This window comes from Vibrio penaeicida, assembly GCF_019977755.1.
Lineage (GTDB): Bacteria > Pseudomonadota > Gammaproteobacteria > Enterobacterales > Vibrionaceae > Vibrio > Vibrio penaeicida.
The window spans coordinates 260467-278354 of the sequence record NZ_AP025144.1 but is presented as its reverse complement, the minus strand read 5'-3'; the positions used below and the strand labels follow the sequence as shown (position 1 = coordinate 278354).

Here is a 17888-nt window from a genome sequence, read left to right as displayed (position 1 = left end):
AAAGAGCGCCAAAAGGCGCTCTTTTTCAACTTACCCGATTCAACACCGCCCTCAACTTCAACGGTTTTACTGGTTTGGCGATAAAACTGAATCCGTTGGATTGAATGGCGTCCAACATGTCATCGGTCCGATCGGCACTGATGATCACCCCTTCAAAGCTGTCACCCAATCTGAGTCGGCATTGCTGCAAAACTTCTAATCCCGTTCTGCCATGATCTAAGCGATAGTCGGAGAAAATCACTTCCGGTGCCCAATCGTTTTCGAGTGCTTTTAAGCTTTGGACTAAATCTTCTGCCACTTTTACATCGCAGCCCCAACGCTCCAATAGCCCTTGCATTCCTACTAAGATGTCCGCTTCGTTATCAACACAAAGAACCTTCATTCCAGCCACATCACTGGTATTGGCTGGCGCTGATATCGCTGCTTGAGGTTCAATTTGAGCACTTCGGTTTAATGCCACCGAAAAGACGGTGCCTTGCCCATGCCAAGACCTGAGCGAAATCTCGTGCCCAAGCACGCGAGCGATGCCTTTTGCTATCGCAAGCCCTAACCCCAAGCCTTGATCGCTGTGCCCCACCTCTACGCGCGTAAACTCTTCAAAAATAGCGGCTTGTTTGTCTTCAGGAATGCCAACACCATTGTCCCAAACCTCGATTCGAACTTGGTTACCCACTCGGCGAGCCCCCAGCAGTACCTTGCCTTTCGGGTTATAACGAAAAGCGTTGGTGAGGAAGTTTTGCAGCACTCGGCGCAATAATTTGGGATCAGATTCCGCCAGTAGATTGGAAGGCACCATTTTGAAATTAATACCTTGCTGTTTGGCTAACGCGCTGAACTCGGCATCCAAATTATCGAGTACGTCGTTTAAGGAAAACGCATGTACATTGGTTTCTAGTTTCCCCGATTCCAATCGAGAAATATCCAGCAAATCACCAATCAGTTCTTCCGCTGCACCAAGCGCGCTCTCAATGTGGTGAGAGAACTTTTTCGTGTCATCATCTTTGGCGGTTTCAGAAAGAGATGAAGCAAAAAGCCGCGCCGCATTCAACGGCTGCATCAAATCATGGCTGACCGCAGCTAAGAATCGGCTCTTGGAATGCGATTCTGATTCGGCACTTTGAGTGGCGGAGACCAAGCGCTTATTCAACCGTTCTAGCTCGATGGTTCGCTCATGTACCCGTGACTCCAGATTTTCGTTGGCTTCTTTCAACGCTTTTTCTGCTTCATGGAACACGGTGATATCCGTAAAACTCATCACAAAGCCGCCGCCCGGCATTGGGTTACCTTGCACCTCTATAAAACGACCATCAGGTCGAATTCGAGAAGAGGTGTGCTTGGTTCCGCGCACGAGGTGCTCAACACGTCGTTTTACGTGATCTTCAGGGTCACCAGGACCACATAGCCCTTGCTGAGCATTGTGACGAATCACATCAGCAATGGGGCGACCAACCTGAATAAGCCCCGTAGGAAAATCGAACAACTCCAGATATCGCTGATTCCACGCCACCAACCTAAGCTGCTTATCCACCACGGTAATACCTTGGCTAATATGTTCAATCGCGCCCTGTAGTAACCCGCGGCTAAAATCATACAGCTCAGAAGCTTCATCAACGATGGTCGCGACTTCTTCTAACTGCATATTTCTGCCTTGAAGCGCAGAAGTAAGGACTAACTTAGCGGAAGAGGCACCAAACACCCCAGCGAGCACCCGTTCAGTATGACGAATGAGGGCTGAAGAAGCTTGTTGGTTGGGTAGCATGTCGCCACCCTGCTGATTCCAGAAATTTCGAAATGCAGCACGGGCGCGGCTTCGCCCAACAAATCGAGACGCCAGCATCTCTAACTCTGCCACTGTCACTCGGCTTTGATACAAGCTGACATTTTCGCTTTCTGGCAACGGTGTTCCGACAAACGCTGCCGACTGTAAGCGCTCACTCAGGCTAGAGCGAGTAAAGAGAGATACTGCGATATAGAAGAATGTGTTCAGCAAAACACTCAGAAACATACCCCAGTCCGACATAGACAGCGATAGGTTTGATAGCACGTCCGGTGGCGTAACCACCCACAATAAAAAGTTACTGTCGGCGCTGCCTGCCAGCATCTCCGTTTGACTCATTAGGGTGATAAGCCACACGGTAAAGCCCGCAAATAAACCGACGTAAACCCCTTTTCGATTGCCTTCTCGCCAATACATACCACCGATTAATGAAGGCGCAAATTGTGCGATAGCAGCAAACGAAAGCAACCCAATCACCGACAACGAACTGATACTGCCAAGCACTTGATAAAATGCCCACGCTCCTGCCAATAGCAAAAGAATTAGTCCTCGGCGGATATTCAATAACATGCCAGAGAAGTGGGTATGGGTGCGCTCGGAAAGCTTCATTCGCCTTAGAATGAGCGGCAAAACTAAATCATTTGAGACCATGATGGCTAACGCGATCGTCGACACGATAACCATGCCCGACGCGGCAGACGTACCGCCCAAAAACGCCAGCAACGCTATGTTTTCTGCCCCCATGGAGAGAGGCAAACTGATCACATAGGAGTCAGGCGAAACACCTGTTAATAGCCCTTGTCCTGCCCACGCAATAGGTAAGACAAACAGCCCCATCAATACTAAGTAAATTGGAAACAGCCACCGCGCGGTGTAGAGATCTTTCGCTTTTTCGTTTTCTACCACCATGGTGTGAAACTGTCGTGGTAAACAAATAATGGCAGCCATGGTTAGTATGGTGTGAATCACGAGTGTTGGAACATTCGGTGATTCGTAGGTTTCACTGGCAATCGCCATTAAATCGAGCTCGGGCGTATGCAAAGCAACATAAGCAATAAAGCAGCCCACAGTGAGAAAAGCCACCAGCTTTACGATGGACTCAAATGCGACGGCCATCATCATGCCACGGTGGTGCTCGGTATTGTCGATGTGCCTTGTTCCAAAGAGCATGGTGAACATAGCTAACGCCAACACCACAAACCAAGAAATATTGGCGTCTTGATAACCCAAATCTTCGGTTAAATTTGGTGCTACCAGCTCTAGCCCCATGGTAATACCACGGAGCTGAAGGGCGATATATGGCAGAATCCCCACCACAGCAATAATGGTGATCGTGACTGCCAAACCTTGTGATTTTCCGTATCGGGCGGCAATGAAATCGGCAATAGACGTAATGTGTTCGCGTTTGGCGATAAGAATCAACCGTGCGAGCAATCGCCAGCCAATAGTGAAAACGAGAATCGGAGCAACATAGATGGGAATGAAAGACCAAGGATTACTGCTTGCTTGCCCTACCGTTCCGTAGAAAGTCCACGAGGTACAGTACACCGCAATCGACAAACTGTAGATCCAAGGACGCCAGCGTGACAGCCATTTCACACGGCGATCGCCATACCAAGCAATAAAAAACAACAGACCGAGATAGGTCAATGAAACGGGGATGACAATCCAACCTTGCATTAATAACTTTCCTTGTAACGCAAAAAACCAGAGCTATGCTCTGGTTTTCATTTAACGTTGTCTCATTTTTAATCTCAAACGGTTCGCTTTGAAATTGTGCTACCGCACTGATTTCTTCGAATCTACTCGTATAAAAATGGCAATGACCCCCATAGCGGCCATCATCCAGAATACATTTTCGCCCCACTTCTCATAACCCCAACCACTGAGTGTTGTCATTAATGCTATGAATGCCCCTAGAGGAATTGCATTGTACAGCGCCTGTAAGGGTACCATTTTGTTTTGGCTCTGCTTTTGAATGAATTGAATAGCAGCGATATGTGCCATAGCAAACGTCACCCCATGGAGAAGTTGAACCATGATCAGTGCCCAAATATCCGTAGTGGATGCCGTTAGTCCCCATCGCACAAATACGCCAACAGACGCCACAACAAATAATAATCGCAGTGACCACCCCATGAACATGCGTTTACTGAACGCAAATACGGAAATTTCAGCAATTACCCCTAAACTCCAGAGATAACCAATGATATCTGCTGAAATACCCGAAGACTTCCAATGCAGCGAACTAAAGGCGTAGTAAGCGGCGTGGCTCCCTTGGATTAACGACGCTAAAACCAGAAAACGAACCACGGACGAGTCTTTCAAAATCGCCGTCAGTTTTGGTCTTTCTTTGCTTTCTTCCGTTTCCGAAACAGGCATCACATTGGGGTTACGCATCACCAATAGCATTGAAGCAGCAAGCCCTGCCAATGCGGTATAAATAATGGCGCTCGCTCCGTATATCGCCACTAAATATCCCACGACTGTCGAACCCGCCACAAAAGCAATGGAGCCCCAAAGCCTTGTTCTTCCATAATCCAGTAACTTAAGGCGGGCGTAATAGTTCGCCATTGCATCGGTTAATGGAACCACAGGGCCACAAGAGAGGTTAAATAGAATGGTTGCACCAGCCAGAAGCCAAAAGTCGCCCCCAACAAATAAGTGCGCAACAATGGCGAGCATCGATGCCAAAGTGAGCCAACGAAGGGCTGGGATTAGGTGTTCAACCTTGTGCAAACGTGGGGTAATCACCAAATTGGCAAAACACCGAGAAGCCAGACCAAGCCCGATCAGCACACCAATGTCAGACGCTGAAATATCTTGTGAAGCAAACCAAATTGCCCAAAAAGGCAAATGGACGCCATAAGAGAAAAAGAAGCCGACAAAATACTGAGATATCCAGCCATATGGGGTACTGCGGAGCATTAAACACCTAATTGAATAAGGAACGGGGCGACATTATCCCAACTTCGCATCAAACTAAAAGAGAAAAATTTGAGAGATTTTTCTTCCCTGTTTAACGGAACACACCTAACAAAATGAAGCGCTTTATTATCAAACACCTATCATTTTAACAACCTAGATCGACACCCTTCGAAACCTCTGATTTGGCATTCAGCCTAATAGTATTTCCTCCGATACAACTAAGTTCTCTGCACCCATTAGACCAAAGTCGTCTGGAGCTTATCCCACTTTTTACCAACACTATTGATAATGTCATTGTGTTAGAGCTGTTCAGATATGCCGGATAAATTCAATATGAACGCCGCTCCTTTTGATCGGCTTTCAACGCACGAACAAGAACGACTAAGATCTTCTTTAGATGTAGCGTATTACCGCGAAAATGAAACCATACTTAAACCTGGTCAAACGGGGACAGCGTTACACATTCTGATAAAAGGTGGAGTAGAAGAGCGTTCAGGGGACGATCAAGAAATCTTCGCACATTATGCGAACGATGATTTGTTTGACGTGCGCGCTCAGCTAGAAGGAACCGTTAAGCACAAGTACATCGCCTTAGAAGACACCTTAAGTTATTTGCTCCCAAGTGAAGTCTTTATCGAGCTATACCAAACCAACCCGAAGTTTTCTGCCTATTTCGATTCCAACCTGTCGAAACGGCAAGAACTGGTCGAAGCGGCACAAAAGCAGCAAAATCTTGGGGAATTTATTCTCACGAAAGTCGATGACAGCATTTATCATCCAGTACTGATTCTTGATCACGATGAGCCACTCAATGCCGTAACGAAACTCATGAAAGAGCGCTCCATCGACAGTGCATTAGTACGATTGAAAGAACACGATCCGAGGCTTGCTGAATCTTCAACCCCTTACCCATTTGGCATTATTACGCGAACCAACATGCTGCATGCCGTCATGTTAGATGACCACCCACTGGATACGCCTGTAGGCACCATTGCAACCTTTCCAGTGTATTACATCGAAGATGGGGACTTCCTGTTTAATGCGATGATCACCATGACTCGTCAACGAATGAAGCGTGTGATGGTTTGCAATGGCAATGAGCCCGTTGGCATGTTAGACATGACACAAATACTGTCTAGCTTCTCAACACACTCACACGTTTTATCTCTCAGCATTGCCCGTGCTCAAACCATTGAAGAGCTCGCTCTGGCAGCCAATAGGCAGCGACATTTGGTTGAAAGCCTAATCAATAACGGCATTCGAACTCGCTTCATCATGGAGCTTATTTCCGCAGTCAACGAACAAATCATTGAGAAAGCCTTCCACCTTATCATTCCCTCCCCCATGCACGATAAATGCTGCTTGATCGTATTGGGCTCAGAAGGACGAGGGGAACAGGTACTCAAAACCGACCAAGACAATGCGCTGATATTACAAGATGGCGTTGAATGGGCAGAATGCCAAGAAATCATGGAGCGATTTACGCATACTCTGCAGCAACTCGGCTACCCTCTTTGCCCCGGCAAAGTCATGGTAAATAACCCCGATTGGGTGCATAGCCAAAGTGATTGGCAACGCACTGTTACCCGATGGATCACAAAGGGGACGGCAGAGAACGTAATGAAACTTGCCATTCTCACCGATGCTCACGCTGTGGCGGGAAACCACGAGTTACTTACCCCCGTTGCACAGCATATCTCCGACAGCATGAAGAATAACATGCTCGTGCTAATGGATTTTACTCGCCCAGCCTTGCAGTTTTCACTCCCCCTCACTCTGTTTGGGAATGTCAAAAAAAGCAAAGACGGGCTCGATATAAAAAGAGGTGGCATTTTCCCCATTGTGCACGGTATTCGCGCACTTTCGTTGGAATACGCTTTAAGTGAAAAGAACACCTTTGACCGTATAGAAGCACTACAGAAAAAGCGGATTCTTGAACCTGACACGGCTGACAACCTGACGGAAGCGCTCAAATTGTTCTTTAAATTACGTTTAGCGCAGCAGTTATCAGAGCATCACAGTGGTAACAATATAGAACTCAAATTACTGGACCGCTCTGAAAGGGATCTTCTCAGGCACAGCTTACATGTCGTGAAAAAGTTCAAGCAGTGGCTAGGCTATCATTATCAAATCCGTGACTAAGAGAAAAACAAAGACAAAGAGGTCATATGAATAGAGTGTTTCGCTGGTGGTGGCGCAGAAAATTAAAGGGAAACCCGTATCAATCATTATTTGATGCGCCCCATGAAACGGAATTTGTTTCTCTCGATTGTGAAACCACCAGCCTAGACCCTAACCGAGCCGAACTGGTCACTATTGCTGCCACAAAAATCATTGGCAACCGTATCATCACCAGCCAACCATTCCATGTTCGTTTACGTGCACCTCAATCTCTTAATGCGGATTCCGTTTGCGTGCACAAGATTCGCCATAGTGATCTTGCAGGGGGAATGAATGAAAAGGACGCACTAGAGGCGTTAATCGCATTCATTGGCAACCGCCCTGTCGTGGGCTATCACATCCGTTATGACAAAACGATTCTTGATCTAGCCTGTAAGCGCCACTTGGGCTTTCCTCTTCCAAACCCTTTGTTGGAAGTTAGCCAGATCTATCACGAAAAGCTTGAGCGCCACCTACCTAATGCTTATTTTGATCTTAGTTTGGATGCCATCTGCAAGCACTTGGGTCTGCCCCCACAAGACAACAAACACGATGCCCTGCAAGATGCCATTTCAGCCGCATTAGTTTACGTTCGGCTCACTTATGGCGACCTACCTGCTCTGACCTCTGCCTATGTGCGTTAACTTGCTCTGCAATTAAAGCGCTGATCCACCTCTCAATTTTCTAAGTAAGCCGCTGCTTATAAAGGCAAATGCCCCCTTATCATCCTAAAGTCTAATTGTAGAAAAACTGGGGGTAGCTGAGAGTTAATACCAACCGATTTCCATATCATTTCGGAAATAATGGAACTTGCTGAATTCACAAGGAGAGAGCAATGAGTGAAGCCCACGTTTATCCGGTCAAAGAAAATATTAAAGCTAAGACCCACGCTGATAACGACACTTATCTGGCGATGTACCAACAATCTGTCAGCGACCCAGAGGGCTTTTGGGGCGAACACGGAAAAATCGTAGATTGGATCAAGCCTTACACCAACGTAAAACAAACCTCCTTCGATACTGGACACGTTGATATTCGCTGGTTTGAAGATGGAACACTCAATGTTTCTGCAAACTGTATCGACCGTCACCTCGCCGAGCGTGGCAATGAAGTTGCCATCATTTGGGAAGGGGATGACCCAGCCGATGATAAAACACTGACCTTTAATGAACTCCACAAAGAAGTCTGCCGTTTCTCTAACGCCCTGAAAGAACAAGGTGTTAAGAAAGGTGATGTCGTCTGTTTATACATGCCAATGGTACCGGAAGCTGCCGTGGCAATGCTGGCTTGTACACGTATTGGTGCGGTTCACACTGTCGTTTTCGGGGGTTTTTCTCCAGAAGCACTGGCAGGTCGTATTGTTGATTCCAACGCAAAAGTCGTTGTTACAGCAGACGAAGGGGTTCGTGGTGGTCGCGCGGTTCCATTGAAGAAAAATGTCGATGATGCATTGGCTAACCCTGAAGTCGACAGCATTTCAAAAGTACTGGTTCTAAAACGCACAGGTGGCGATGTTGCTTGGGATGAGCAGCGTGATGTTTGGTGGCACGAAGCAACCGCAGCGGTATCGGATGATTGCCCGCCAGAAGAAATGAACGCAGAAGACCCACTTTTCATTCTTTACACTTCTGGTTCCACAGGTAAACCAAAAGGCGTTTTACACACCACAGGTGGTTACCTCGTCTACGCAACAATGACATTCAAGTACGTGTTCGATTACCAGCAAGGCGAAACCTTCTGGTGTACTGCAGACGTAGGTTGGATCACGGGTCACACTTACCTTATTTACGGGCCACTTGCTAACGGTGCGAAAACTATCTTGTTTGAAGGTGTGCCTAACTACCCGAAAACAAACCGCATGAGCGAAGTAGTCGACAAACACAACGTCAACATCCTTTACACCGCACCAACGGCAATTCGCGCCTTAATGGCAAAAGGGAATGAAGCCGTTGAAGGTACAAACCGCAGCAGTTTGCGCATCATGGGTTCTGTTGGTGAACCGATTAACCCTGAAGCGTGGGAGTGGTACTACAAAACCATCGGTGATGAAAAATCACCTATCGTGGATACTTGGTGGCAGACAGAAACAGGCGGTATTTTGATTTCACCACTGCCTGGTGCAACCGCATTGAAGCCGGGCTCAGCGACACGCCCATTCTTTGGCGTACAACCGGCGCTTGTCGATAACGTAGGTAACATCATTGAAGGTGCCGCAGACGGTAACCTTGTGATTCTCGACTCTTGGCCAGGGCAAATGCGTACTGTTTATGGCGATCACGAGCGCTTTGAACAAACCTATTTCTCTACATTTAAAGGCATGTATTTCACCAGTGACGGTGCTCGCCGTGACGAAGATGGCTATTACTGGATCACTGGTCGTGTGGATGATGTGCTAAACGTTTCTGGTCACCGTATGGGGACTGCAGAAATTGAATCGGCGTTGGTTGCCTTCGATAAGATTGCAGAAGCGGCTATCGTTGGTGTTCCTCACGACATCAAAGGTCAGGCAATTTATGCCTACATCACCTTGAATGACGGTGAAATACCAAGTGCAGAACTTCACAAAGAAGTGAAGAACTGGGTACGCAAAGAGATTGGTCCTATCGCAACACCAGACGTATTGCACTGGACAGATTCTCTACCGAAAACGCGTTCGGGTAAAATCATGCGTCGAATTTTACGTAAAATCGCCACAGGCGATACCAGCAACTTGGGCGATACTTCGACACTTGCCGATCCAAGCGTGGTGAATAAGCTCATCGAAGAAAATCAGAACCTGTCTTAATCTGATTCAACCTAATTTCCACCTTTATTACTTCGCCAGGTCTTTTGACCTGGCTTTTTTTATCTGAACTCCGTGTTAAGGAAAATTTTTCTGTAAAACGTCATATTAGAAAATGCCTTTCTCTTTATACGAAAAAGTCGTGCTACATTGAGAAATTACCACTCCTACTGATTGCATAGAATAGACGCTCTTTCTCAGTAACAGATAAAAGCAATGTCTAAACAATTACTTTGCACCATCACATTTGTCTCCGTTTGTTTGATATGGGGTACAACATGGATGGCGATGGAAATTGCGGTTGAAACCATCCCCCCGATTACCGCGACAGGCCTGCGGTTCCTGATTTCTGCCCCTTTATTAATCGCTGTGACACTGCTGATGAAAAAAGCCTTACTTTTCCCAAAGGGCAAACGAAAATTCATGGTGGCTGTCGCTGTATTTTACTTCGCGATTCCCTTTACCTTGATGATATTAGGTGAGCAATACATCTCTTCTGGGTTGGCCTCCATCATCTTTGCCAATATGCCGATCGCGGTTTTAGCCGTTTCTATGATCAGCTTGTCATTGCGTCTTTCTGCTCACCAATTTTTTGGATTAGGCATGGCCGTCATCGCGTTGTGTTTGATTCTATCAGGCGAACTGGAGATGGGTGACAGCAATGATAACGCAGGTATCCTAGCACTCGTGAGCGCCGTACTTATCCATGCCGTCATGTATGTGTTAACTCAAAAGTATGCAAAGGGAATCCATGTGCTCACCTATAACGCATTGCCTTCTGGTATCGCCGCGTTATTACTATTGGTTGTTGGACTGTTTATGGAACAGCCAGACACACATTATTTCACCGCCGAATCGATGTATGCCGTGGTCTATCTTGGGCTTGTTGCAAGTGTCATTGGTATTGTTGCGTACTTCTCCCTCAATCAAATGACGGCTCCCTTCACGGCTTCACTCTGTTTTCTCATATTCCCTGTGGTTGCGCTGCTTCTCGACGCTTGGATAAACGATAACCACCTATCAGAGCTGTCACAGCAACTGCTGCTGCCTTTACTCATTGGTATCGTCATTGCCAAAGTTCCACAACTTCCTACATGGTTGCTTTCTCGCTCAAGCAAATAAGTTTTCCGGGCTCGCCACTACTGTCTCCTTGAAGGCGGGTCCGGATTCTTTATCTTCCTCACAAATTTCCTTATCTTTGACATAAAATTGTCGAGGTTTGACCAGTATTTTGCTGCTAATTGCGCTGAATTGTCTATAATCGACAGTTAATTTGAGCAAGACGGTAATTTAGACCTCTAAATTTAATTATCAGCTCACAAATTTTGGAATGTCGAATTTTAACCTCTAGTTAAAGGAAGATAACCTCACGATGGCTACAAAATCACGCATTCTGGTTCTAAACGGTCCTAATCTTAATCTTTTGGGTCTTCGTGAACCGGCACATTATGGCTCTAAAACGCTCTCTCAGATCATTGATGATCTAGAACACCAAGCGGTTTCGCTTGATGTAGAGATCCAGCATCTGCAATCCAATCGTGAGTACGAACTGATTGAAGCCATACATGCTGCCATGGGAAATGTGGATTTCATTGTGATCAATCCAGCAGCGTTTACCCATACTAGCGTCGCTCTACGTGACGCGTTATTGGGCGTCGACATTCCGTTCATTGAAGTGCACCTATCTAACGTTCACGCACGTGAACCTTTCCGCCATCATTCTTACCTATCGGATAAAGCCGTCGGGGTAATTTGTGGCTTGGGTGCCCAAGGCTACCAATTCGCATTGGCTGCAGCGGTGAATCACCTGCAGTCAAATGGGTAATACCAGCAGTCAAATAAGTAATACATGACACAGAACACTCTCGATACTTGAGAGTCACCTAATTTGAGAAAGAGAAAATAAGATGGATATTCGTAAAATTAAGAAGCTGATTGAGTTAGTGGAAGAATCTGGCATCGCAGAGCTTGAAATCTCTGAAGGTGAAGAGTCAGTACGAATCAGTCGTTCCGGTCCTGCTCCTGTAGCGGCACCTATTCAATACGCAGCAGCGCCTGTCGCTCCAGCGGCAGCAGCACCTGTAGCTGCACCTGCAACACCAGCAGCAGCGGAAGCTCCGGCTGAAGCTGTACCGGCTGGACACCATGTTCTTTCTCCAATGGTCGGTACGTTCTACCGCTCTCCAAGCCCTGAATCAAAATCATTTATCGAAATCGGTCAAAGCGTTAATGCTGGCGACACTCTATGTATCGTAGAAGCGATGAAAATGATGAACCAAATCGAAGCGGACAAATCTGGCGTAGTTACAGCCATCCTAGTGGAAGACGGTCAACCTGTTGAGTTTGACCAACCACTCGTTATCATCGAATAACTGAGGCTGATTATATGCTAGATAAATTAGTCATCGCGAACCGAGGTGAGATTGCACTTCGTATCCTTCGCGCATGTAAAGAGCTGGGTATTAAAACGGTCGCTGTTCACTCAACCGCTGACCGTGACCTTAAACACGTACTATTGGCAGACGAATCCATTTGTATCGGTCCTGCTCGTGGTATCGACAGCTACCTAAACATTCCAAGAATTATTTCTGCTGCGGAAGTCACTGGTGCTATCGCTATTCACCCTGGCTACGGTTTCCTATCTGAAAACGCTGACTTTGCAGAGCAAGTTGAACGCAGCGGTTTCATTTTCGTCGGCCCTAAAGCCGAAACCATCCGCATGATGGGTGACAAAGTTTCCGCTATCACGGCAATGAAAAAAGCAGGCGTTCCATGCGTACCTGGTTCAGACGGTCCGCTAGATGACGACGGCAGCAAAAACAAAGCGCACGCGAAACGCATTGGCTACCCTGTGATCATCAAAGCCTCTGGCGGCGGCGGCGGTCGCGGTATGCGTGTGGTTCGTAGCGAAGAAGAATTGATTGAAGCGATTGCAATGACTCGTGCGGAAGCAAAAGCAGCATTCAACAACGACATCGTTTACATGGAGAAATTCCTAGAAAACCCACGTCACGTTGAAGTTCAGATCATTGCAGACGGTCAGGGTGGTGCAATCCACCTAGGCGAACGTGATTGCTCAATGCAGCGTCGTCACCAAAAAGTAGTGGAAGAAGCGCCAGCACCGGGTATCACGGCAGAAATGCGTAAATACATCGGTGAGCGTTGTACTCGCGCTTGTTTGGAAATTGGCTATCGCGGTGCGGGTACATTTGAGTTCCTATACGAAAACGGCGAATTCTACTTCATCGAAATGAACACTCGTATTCAAGTAGAGCACCCAGTTACTGAAATGGTAACGGGCGTAGACCTCATCAAAGAGCAACTTCGTGTTGCTGCTGGTCAACCGCTTTCTTACACTCAAGACGACATTAAGATCAGCGGTCATGCGGTTGAATGCCGAATCAATGCCGAAGATCCAGAGCGCTTCTTGCCTTCTCCAGGTAAGGTGGAACGTTTCCACGCACCTGGCGGTATGGGCGTACGTTGGGAATCACACATCTACACGGGCTACACAGTACCTCCTCATTACGATTCGATGATTGGTAAACTGATCACCTTTGGTGAAAACCGTGATGTTGCGATTGCTCGTATGAAGAACGCATTGGGTGAAATGATCGTTGAAGGCATCAAAACCAATGTGTCTCTGCAAGAAATGATCATGAATGATGAGAACTTCCAACACGGTGGTGCAAACATTCACTACCTTGAGAAGAAACTCGGTCTTCAGTAAGCGTTTACGCCGATAAAGACAAACCGCACTCCCCGCACTTGAGAAAGTGTCGGGGAGTGTTTTTTTTGTCCAAATCAGCTAGACTCCTCCACCAATTTCAATATGACAAAAAGGTGCACTCCATGCCCTGGATTCAAATCAAACTCAATGCGAGCGACAAGAACGCTGAACAAATCGGCGATATGCTGATGGAAAACACAGGCGCATTATCCGTTACCTTTTTAGATGCCAAAGATACTCCTGTGTTCGAACCGCTTCCGGGTGAAACTCGCTTATGGGGTGAAACGGACGTTGTCGCACTGTACGACGCTGAAACCGATACCAAACAAGTCTTAAATCAAATTGCAGATAGCGATCTGTTAGAAGATGGTTTTGCGCACAAAGTCGAGCAACTTGAAGACAAAGACTGGGAGCGCGAATGGATGGAGAATTTCCACCCAATGCAATTTGGCAAGCGTTTGTGGATTTGCCCAAGCTGGCGAGATATTCCGGATCCAAATGCTGTGAACGTTATGCTCGATCCAGGTTTAGCTTTCGGCACCGGTACGCACCCAACAACTTCACTCTGCCTTGAATGGCTTGAAGGAATTGAGCTCGAAGGTAAAACAGTGATCGATTTTGGCTGTGGCTCTGGCATTCTGGCTATCGCTGCAATCAAACTGGGCGCAAGTAAAGTCATTGGGATTGATATCGATCCACAGGCTATTCAAGCTTCCAGAGCAAATGCAGAGCGAAATGGCGTAGCGGACCAGCTCGAATTGTTTCTGCCACAAGATCAGCCTGACAACCTTATTGCAGACGTTGTGGTTGCCAATATTCTTGCAGGGCCACTGCGTGAGCTCTCTGGTGTTATTAAAGGATTACTGAAACCTGAAGGCATGCTCGCGATGTCTGGCGTGTTAGATACACAAGCAGAAGACGTAGCAAATTACTACCGAGACGAACTGAACATCGATCCGATTATTGAACAATCAGAATGGTGCCGAATTTCGGGCAAGAAAAATGCCTAAAAGCAAGAGAAAGTAAGCGCTTCTACTCTAATTGACTGAAATTTAGGCATTTTAAAAAACAAATTGTAAATGCTCAAAAATTAAGCTTTTCTCTTTGCGAAAAAATGCGTAAAATGCGCGCCCTTGCTGGTATAGAACTGAATGCTGTTTTGAAGATCGGAAACTATCAACTTAAGAACAATCTTATCGTCGCTCCTATGGCAGGAGTCACCGATAGACCCTTTCGAGAGTTATGTCTCCGATACGGTGCGGGCTTGGCTGTCAGTGAAATGATGTCGTCAAACCCCAAAGTATGGAAAACAGCGAAATCCCAACAACGCATGGTACATGAAGGCGAATCGGGCATCCGCTCAGTACAAATTGCAGGGGCAGATCCCCAGCAGATGGCAGAAGCCGCTCAATATAATGTCGATAATGGTGCACAAATTATCGATATCAATATGGGTTGCCCTGCTAAGAAAGTAAACAAGAAGCTTGCCGGCTCAGCATTACTTCAGCATCCGGACATTGTCGAAAAGATACTGACCGCTGTTGTAAATGCCGTTGATGTTCCCGTGACATTGAAAACCCGTACAGGCTGGAATACAGACAATAAGAACTGTGTTCAAATTGCTAAAATGGCCGAAGACTGCGGCATACAAGCTCTTGCTCTACATGGGCGAACTCGGGCTTGTATGTACAAAGGCGAGGCAGAATATGAAAGCATCAAAGCGGCTAAACAGGCGGTTTCCATACCGGTTATTGCTAACGGTGATATCGATAGCCCGGAAAAAGCCAAATTCGTACTGGAATACACTGGTGCGGACGCTTTGATGATAGGTCGCCCTGCCCAGGGTCGTCCGTGGATTTTTCAGGAAATCCACCACTATTTGGAAAACGGCAGCACGATGGCTTCCCTTCCTGTATTGGAAGTGAAAGACATTATGCTTGGTCATGTGAAGGCACTTCATGAGTTTTATGGGGAGTTTTTAGGTCCTAGAATCGCGCGTAAGCACGTTGGCTGGTACTTAAAAGAACGTGAGCAAGCAAGTGAGTTTCGCCGTACCTTCAACGCTATAGAAGCGGCTCCGCTGCAACTGGACGCGCTAGAAGGTTATTTTGATAACGTTGCATCATAATTACAGAAAAGAGCTAGACCGAATATGTTCGAACAAAATCTGACTTCCGAAGCATTGACAGTAACTACAGTGACCTCACAAGACCAGATCACTCAAAAGCCATTACGTGACTCAGTAAAAGCGTCTCTTAAAAACTACCTTGCTCAACTTAATGGCCAGGAAGTCAACGACCTGTACGAACTAGTATTGGCAGAAGTAGAGCAGCCACTACTAGACACCATCATGCAATACACTCGTGGTAACCAAACACGCGCAGCAACTATGATGGGTATCAACCGCGGTACGCTTCGTAAGAAACTTAAAAAATACGGCATGAACTAATCACAGATCAGTTTTCTACCGAATTTTAAAGCCCTGACTACTTGGTCAGGGCTTTTTTTATTGGAATCCAAATCTCGCACTCACTTCTGAACTCATTCACATAAAGACCAATAAAATTACTGTACAGCTCAAAAGCGTATTTTCCTTCATAAGCAATTACTTAACCACCTTCCCAAAGTAGCCCGAAATCAATCCTTTTATGTGCCTTTGGTCGAATTTATCTATCTAGCTCTCCTTTTTATAATCAATTAAAGGCTAACTTTAAATTGGTACACGTCGTTGACGTGTAACGAACACGATGTAGCTTAAAAAAATAAAAATAACGCCTAGCGAACGAATCACTAAACAAAGGATTGTCGATATGAATGGAATTAGCTTGCGCTCCGTGTCCATCAAATCACGGCTGTACATTATGACGCTTACTATTGCGTTACTTATGCTCGCCCCACTTGCCTACATAAAATACGCTTACTTTGGTGACCTGCTTACCGCTAAACAAGTAAAAACTCGCCATTTGGTCGAGACAGCGCACAGTGTAATTGAGCATTTTTACCAACTCGAAAAAAATGGAACTCTTACTAAAGTAGAAGCACAGACCCAAGCTAAGGCTGCACTAAATGGTCTGCGGTACGAGAAAAATGATTACTTTTGGGTAAACGACACCCGCCCCTATATGGTTAATCACCCAATTAAACCTCAACTTAATGGTAAGGACTTGTCCGGTGTAAAAGATCCCACAGGAAAATCACTTTTCATTGAATTCGTTAACGAGGTTAAGCGAAACAACGGCGGTGGGTTCGTCAATTACATGTGGCCAAAGCCTAGTTCGGAAGTAGATGTAGAAAAAGTGTCTTATGTAAAACTCCATGAACCTTGGGGGTGGATTGTTGGAAGTGGGGTATACATTGATGATGTAGACGCGCTGTTTTGGGAGCGAGCCCAGTCAATCATTATGATTATAATTGCCTGCTTGATTACTATGGCTCTCATTGCCACTTGGTTTGGCTACAGCATTACCAAACCTTGTATTGACACCGAAGAAGCACTTAATGATATCGCCGAAGGAGATGGCGACCTCACCAAAGACTTACCTTCGAATGGAAAGGATGAACTCAGCCACATCGCTGCGGCATTTAATCTATTTACCAACAAAATACGCTCTATTGTCACCGACATGATTCCTGTAAGTGAAGGCATTACTAGCGCCGCTACACAACTTAACCAAGTGGCGTCAGATGCGTCAATGAAGGCGGGTGAACAACATCAATCCGTCGATACAGTTGCCTCTGCGATGAATGAGCTCCACGCCAGTAACCAAGAAGTCGCTACGTCAGCCTCTTCTGCCGCAGATGCTGCACAACAAGCTGCACAATTGGGTGAGCAAGGGGTTAGTGTTATCGATAGCGCGACCAGCCATATGAGCTCACTGTCCGACCTACTGACAGAAACAGAAAAAAGTACTCTTCAACTTGCTCAGGATTCTGAAACGGTGAGTACGGTATTGGATGTTATTCGGGGTATTGCTGAGCAAACTAACTTATTGGCGCTCAACGCAGCTATTGAAGCCGCTCGTGCTGGGGAACAAGGACGAGGCTTTGCGGTGGTGGCAGATGAAGTACGCACCTTAGCAACTCGAACGCAAGCAAGTACTGATGAGATAGAGCAAATTGTAGGTAACCTACAAGCTAGAGCAAAAACGGTTACCTCTGCAATGGAGAAAACACAAGTCCAATCCAATGCCACCCACGGACAAGCTAAGGAAGCACGAGAAACATTGGCCGAAATTGGGCAACAAATCAGCCATATATTGGATCTTAACCAGCAAATAGCCGATTCAAGTGCTCAGCAGACTCTTGCTACCGAAGAGATCAGTAAAAATTTGGTCATCATTTCAGAAAACAGCGACCAGTCGGCAGCCCAAGCAACGCAAGTTGCACAAGCAAGTGAAGTATTGCTTAGTAATGGGCAAAACCTCCAAAAGATAATCCATCACTTCAAGGTTTAATCGTTCAAGGTGCGATTGGATAAACACGCTAAAACGCCACATCGAGTGGCGTTTTTT

Annotated in this window: 13 protein-coding genes; 11 read left to right on the top strand and 2 right to left on the bottom strand. The window is 46.4% G+C overall.

The features are described 5' to 3' along the window. Window positions 1-25 precede the first annotated feature (25 nt). The gene (locus tag LDO37_RS01255; protein ID WP_126609120.1) at window positions 26-3457 is read right to left on the bottom strand and encodes a hybrid sensor histidine kinase/response regulator; all 3432 of its coding nucleotides are present in this window, start codon (window positions 3455-3457) and stop codon (window positions 26-28) included. A gap of 99 nt (window positions 3458-3556) precedes the next feature. After that, on the bottom strand, window positions 3557-4705 hold the full coding sequence (locus LDO37_RS01250) for a 3-phenylpropionate MFS transporter (RefSeq protein ID WP_126609121.1): 1149 nt from the start codon (window positions 4703-4705) through the stop codon (window positions 3557-3559). 315 nt (window positions 4706-5020) lie between these two features. Between LDO37_RS01250 and LDO37_RS01245 the strand changes: the two genes are divergently transcribed. From LDO37_RS01245 to LDO37_RS01195, 11 genes are all read left to right on the top strand, one after another. Next, entirely contained in the window at window positions 5021-6847 is a 1827-nt protein-coding gene (locus LDO37_RS01245; protein ID WP_126609122.1) for a DUF294 nucleotidyltransferase-like domain-containing protein, read from the top strand. 26 nt (window positions 6848-6873) lie between these two features. Further along, entirely contained in the window at window positions 6874-7509 is a 636-nt protein-coding gene (locus LDO37_RS01240) for a 3'-5' exonuclease (protein ID WP_126609123.1), read from the top strand. Between the two features lie 191 nt (window positions 7510-7700). Continuing rightward, window positions 7701-9650, top strand: coding sequence for an acetate--CoA ligase (gene acs / locus LDO37_RS01235; RefSeq protein WP_101114217.1), 1950 nt, complete (start codon window positions 7701-7703; stop codon window positions 9648-9650). 213 nt (window positions 9651-9863) lie between these two features. Continuing rightward, on the top strand, window positions 9864-10769 hold the full coding sequence (locus LDO37_RS01230; protein ID WP_126609124.1) for a DMT family transporter: 906 nt from the start codon (window positions 9864-9866) through the stop codon (window positions 10767-10769). Window positions 10770-11019: 250 nt separating this feature from the next. Next, entirely contained in the window at window positions 11020-11472 is a 453-nt protein-coding gene (gene aroQ / locus LDO37_RS01225; RefSeq protein WP_126609125.1) for a type II 3-dehydroquinate dehydratase, read from the top strand. Window positions 11473-11554: 82 nt separating this feature from the next. Beyond that, window positions 11555-12019 carry an acetyl-CoA carboxylase biotin carboxyl carrier protein gene (gene accB / locus LDO37_RS01220; protein WP_126609126.1) on the top strand — a complete coding sequence of 155 codons (465 nt, stop codon included), beginning with the start codon at window positions 11555-11557 and terminating at the stop codon, window positions 12017-12019. A 14-nt stretch (window positions 12020-12033) separates the two neighbouring features. Next, entirely contained in the window at window positions 12034-13377 is a 1344-nt protein-coding gene (accC, locus tag LDO37_RS01215; RefSeq protein ID WP_104400308.1) for an acetyl-CoA carboxylase biotin carboxylase subunit, read from the top strand. Between the two features lie 122 nt (window positions 13378-13499). Then, window positions 13500-14387: a 50S ribosomal protein L11 methyltransferase gene (gene prmA / locus LDO37_RS01210; RefSeq protein WP_126609127.1), complete on the top strand. Its 888-nt coding sequence runs from the start codon at window positions 13500-13502 to the stop codon at window positions 14385-14387. Between the two features lie 149 nt (window positions 14388-14536). Beyond that, window positions 14537-15505: a tRNA dihydrouridine synthase DusB gene (gene dusB / locus LDO37_RS01205; RefSeq protein ID WP_185829899.1), complete on the top strand. Its 969-nt coding sequence runs from the start codon at window positions 14537-14539 to the stop codon at window positions 15503-15505. 24 nt (window positions 15506-15529) lie between these two features. Then, window positions 15530-15826: a DNA-binding transcriptional regulator Fis gene (fis, locus tag LDO37_RS01200; protein WP_002542007.1), complete on the top strand. Its 297-nt coding sequence runs from the start codon at window positions 15530-15532 to the stop codon at window positions 15824-15826. A gap of 361 nt (window positions 15827-16187) precedes the next feature. Further along, window positions 16188-17831, top strand: a complete 1644-nt coding sequence (locus LDO37_RS01195; protein ID WP_126609128.1) for a methyl-accepting chemotaxis protein — start codon at window positions 16188-16190, stop codon at window positions 17829-17831. Window positions 17832-17888 lie beyond the last annotated feature (57 nt).

Excerpts from the sequence above, each read along its gene's own strand:
- LDO37_RS01255 (WP_126609120.1), bottom strand. The coding sequence starts at position 3,457 with ATGCAAGGTTGGATTGTCATCCCCGTTTCATTGACCTATCTCGGTCTG.
- LDO37_RS01250 (WP_126609121.1), bottom strand. The coding sequence starts at position 4,705 with ATGCTCCGCAGTACCCCATATGGCTGGATATCTCAGTATTTTGTCGGC.
- LDO37_RS01245 (WP_126609122.1), top strand. The coding sequence starts at position 5,021 with ATGCCGGATAAATTCAATATGAACGCCGCTCCTTTTGATCGGCTTTCA.
- LDO37_RS01240 (WP_126609123.1), top strand. The coding sequence starts at position 6,874 with ATGAATAGAGTGTTTCGCTGGTGGTGGCGCAGAAAATTAAAGGGAAAC.
- acs (WP_101114217.1), top strand. The coding sequence starts at position 7,701 with ATGAGTGAAGCCCACGTTTATCCGGTCAAAGAAAATATTAAAGCTAAG.
- LDO37_RS01230 (WP_126609124.1), top strand. The coding sequence starts at position 9,864 with ATGTCTAAACAATTACTTTGCACCATCACATTTGTCTCCGTTTGTTTG.
- aroQ (WP_126609125.1), top strand. The coding sequence starts at position 11,020 with ATGGCTACAAAATCACGCATTCTGGTTCTAAACGGTCCTAATCTTAAT.
- accB (WP_126609126.1), top strand. The coding sequence starts at position 11,555 with ATGGATATTCGTAAAATTAAGAAGCTGATTGAGTTAGTGGAAGAATCT.
- accC (WP_104400308.1), top strand. The coding sequence starts at position 12,034 with ATGCTAGATAAATTAGTCATCGCGAACCGAGGTGAGATTGCACTTCGT.
- prmA (WP_126609127.1), top strand. The coding sequence starts at position 13,500 with ATGCCCTGGATTCAAATCAAACTCAATGCGAGCGACAAGAACGCTGAA.
- fis (WP_002542007.1), top strand. The coding sequence starts at position 15,530 with ATGTTCGAACAAAATCTGACTTCCGAAGCATTGACAGTAACTACAGTG.
- LDO37_RS01195 (WP_126609128.1), top strand. The coding sequence starts at position 16,188 with ATGAATGGAATTAGCTTGCGCTCCGTGTCCATCAAATCACGGCTGTAC.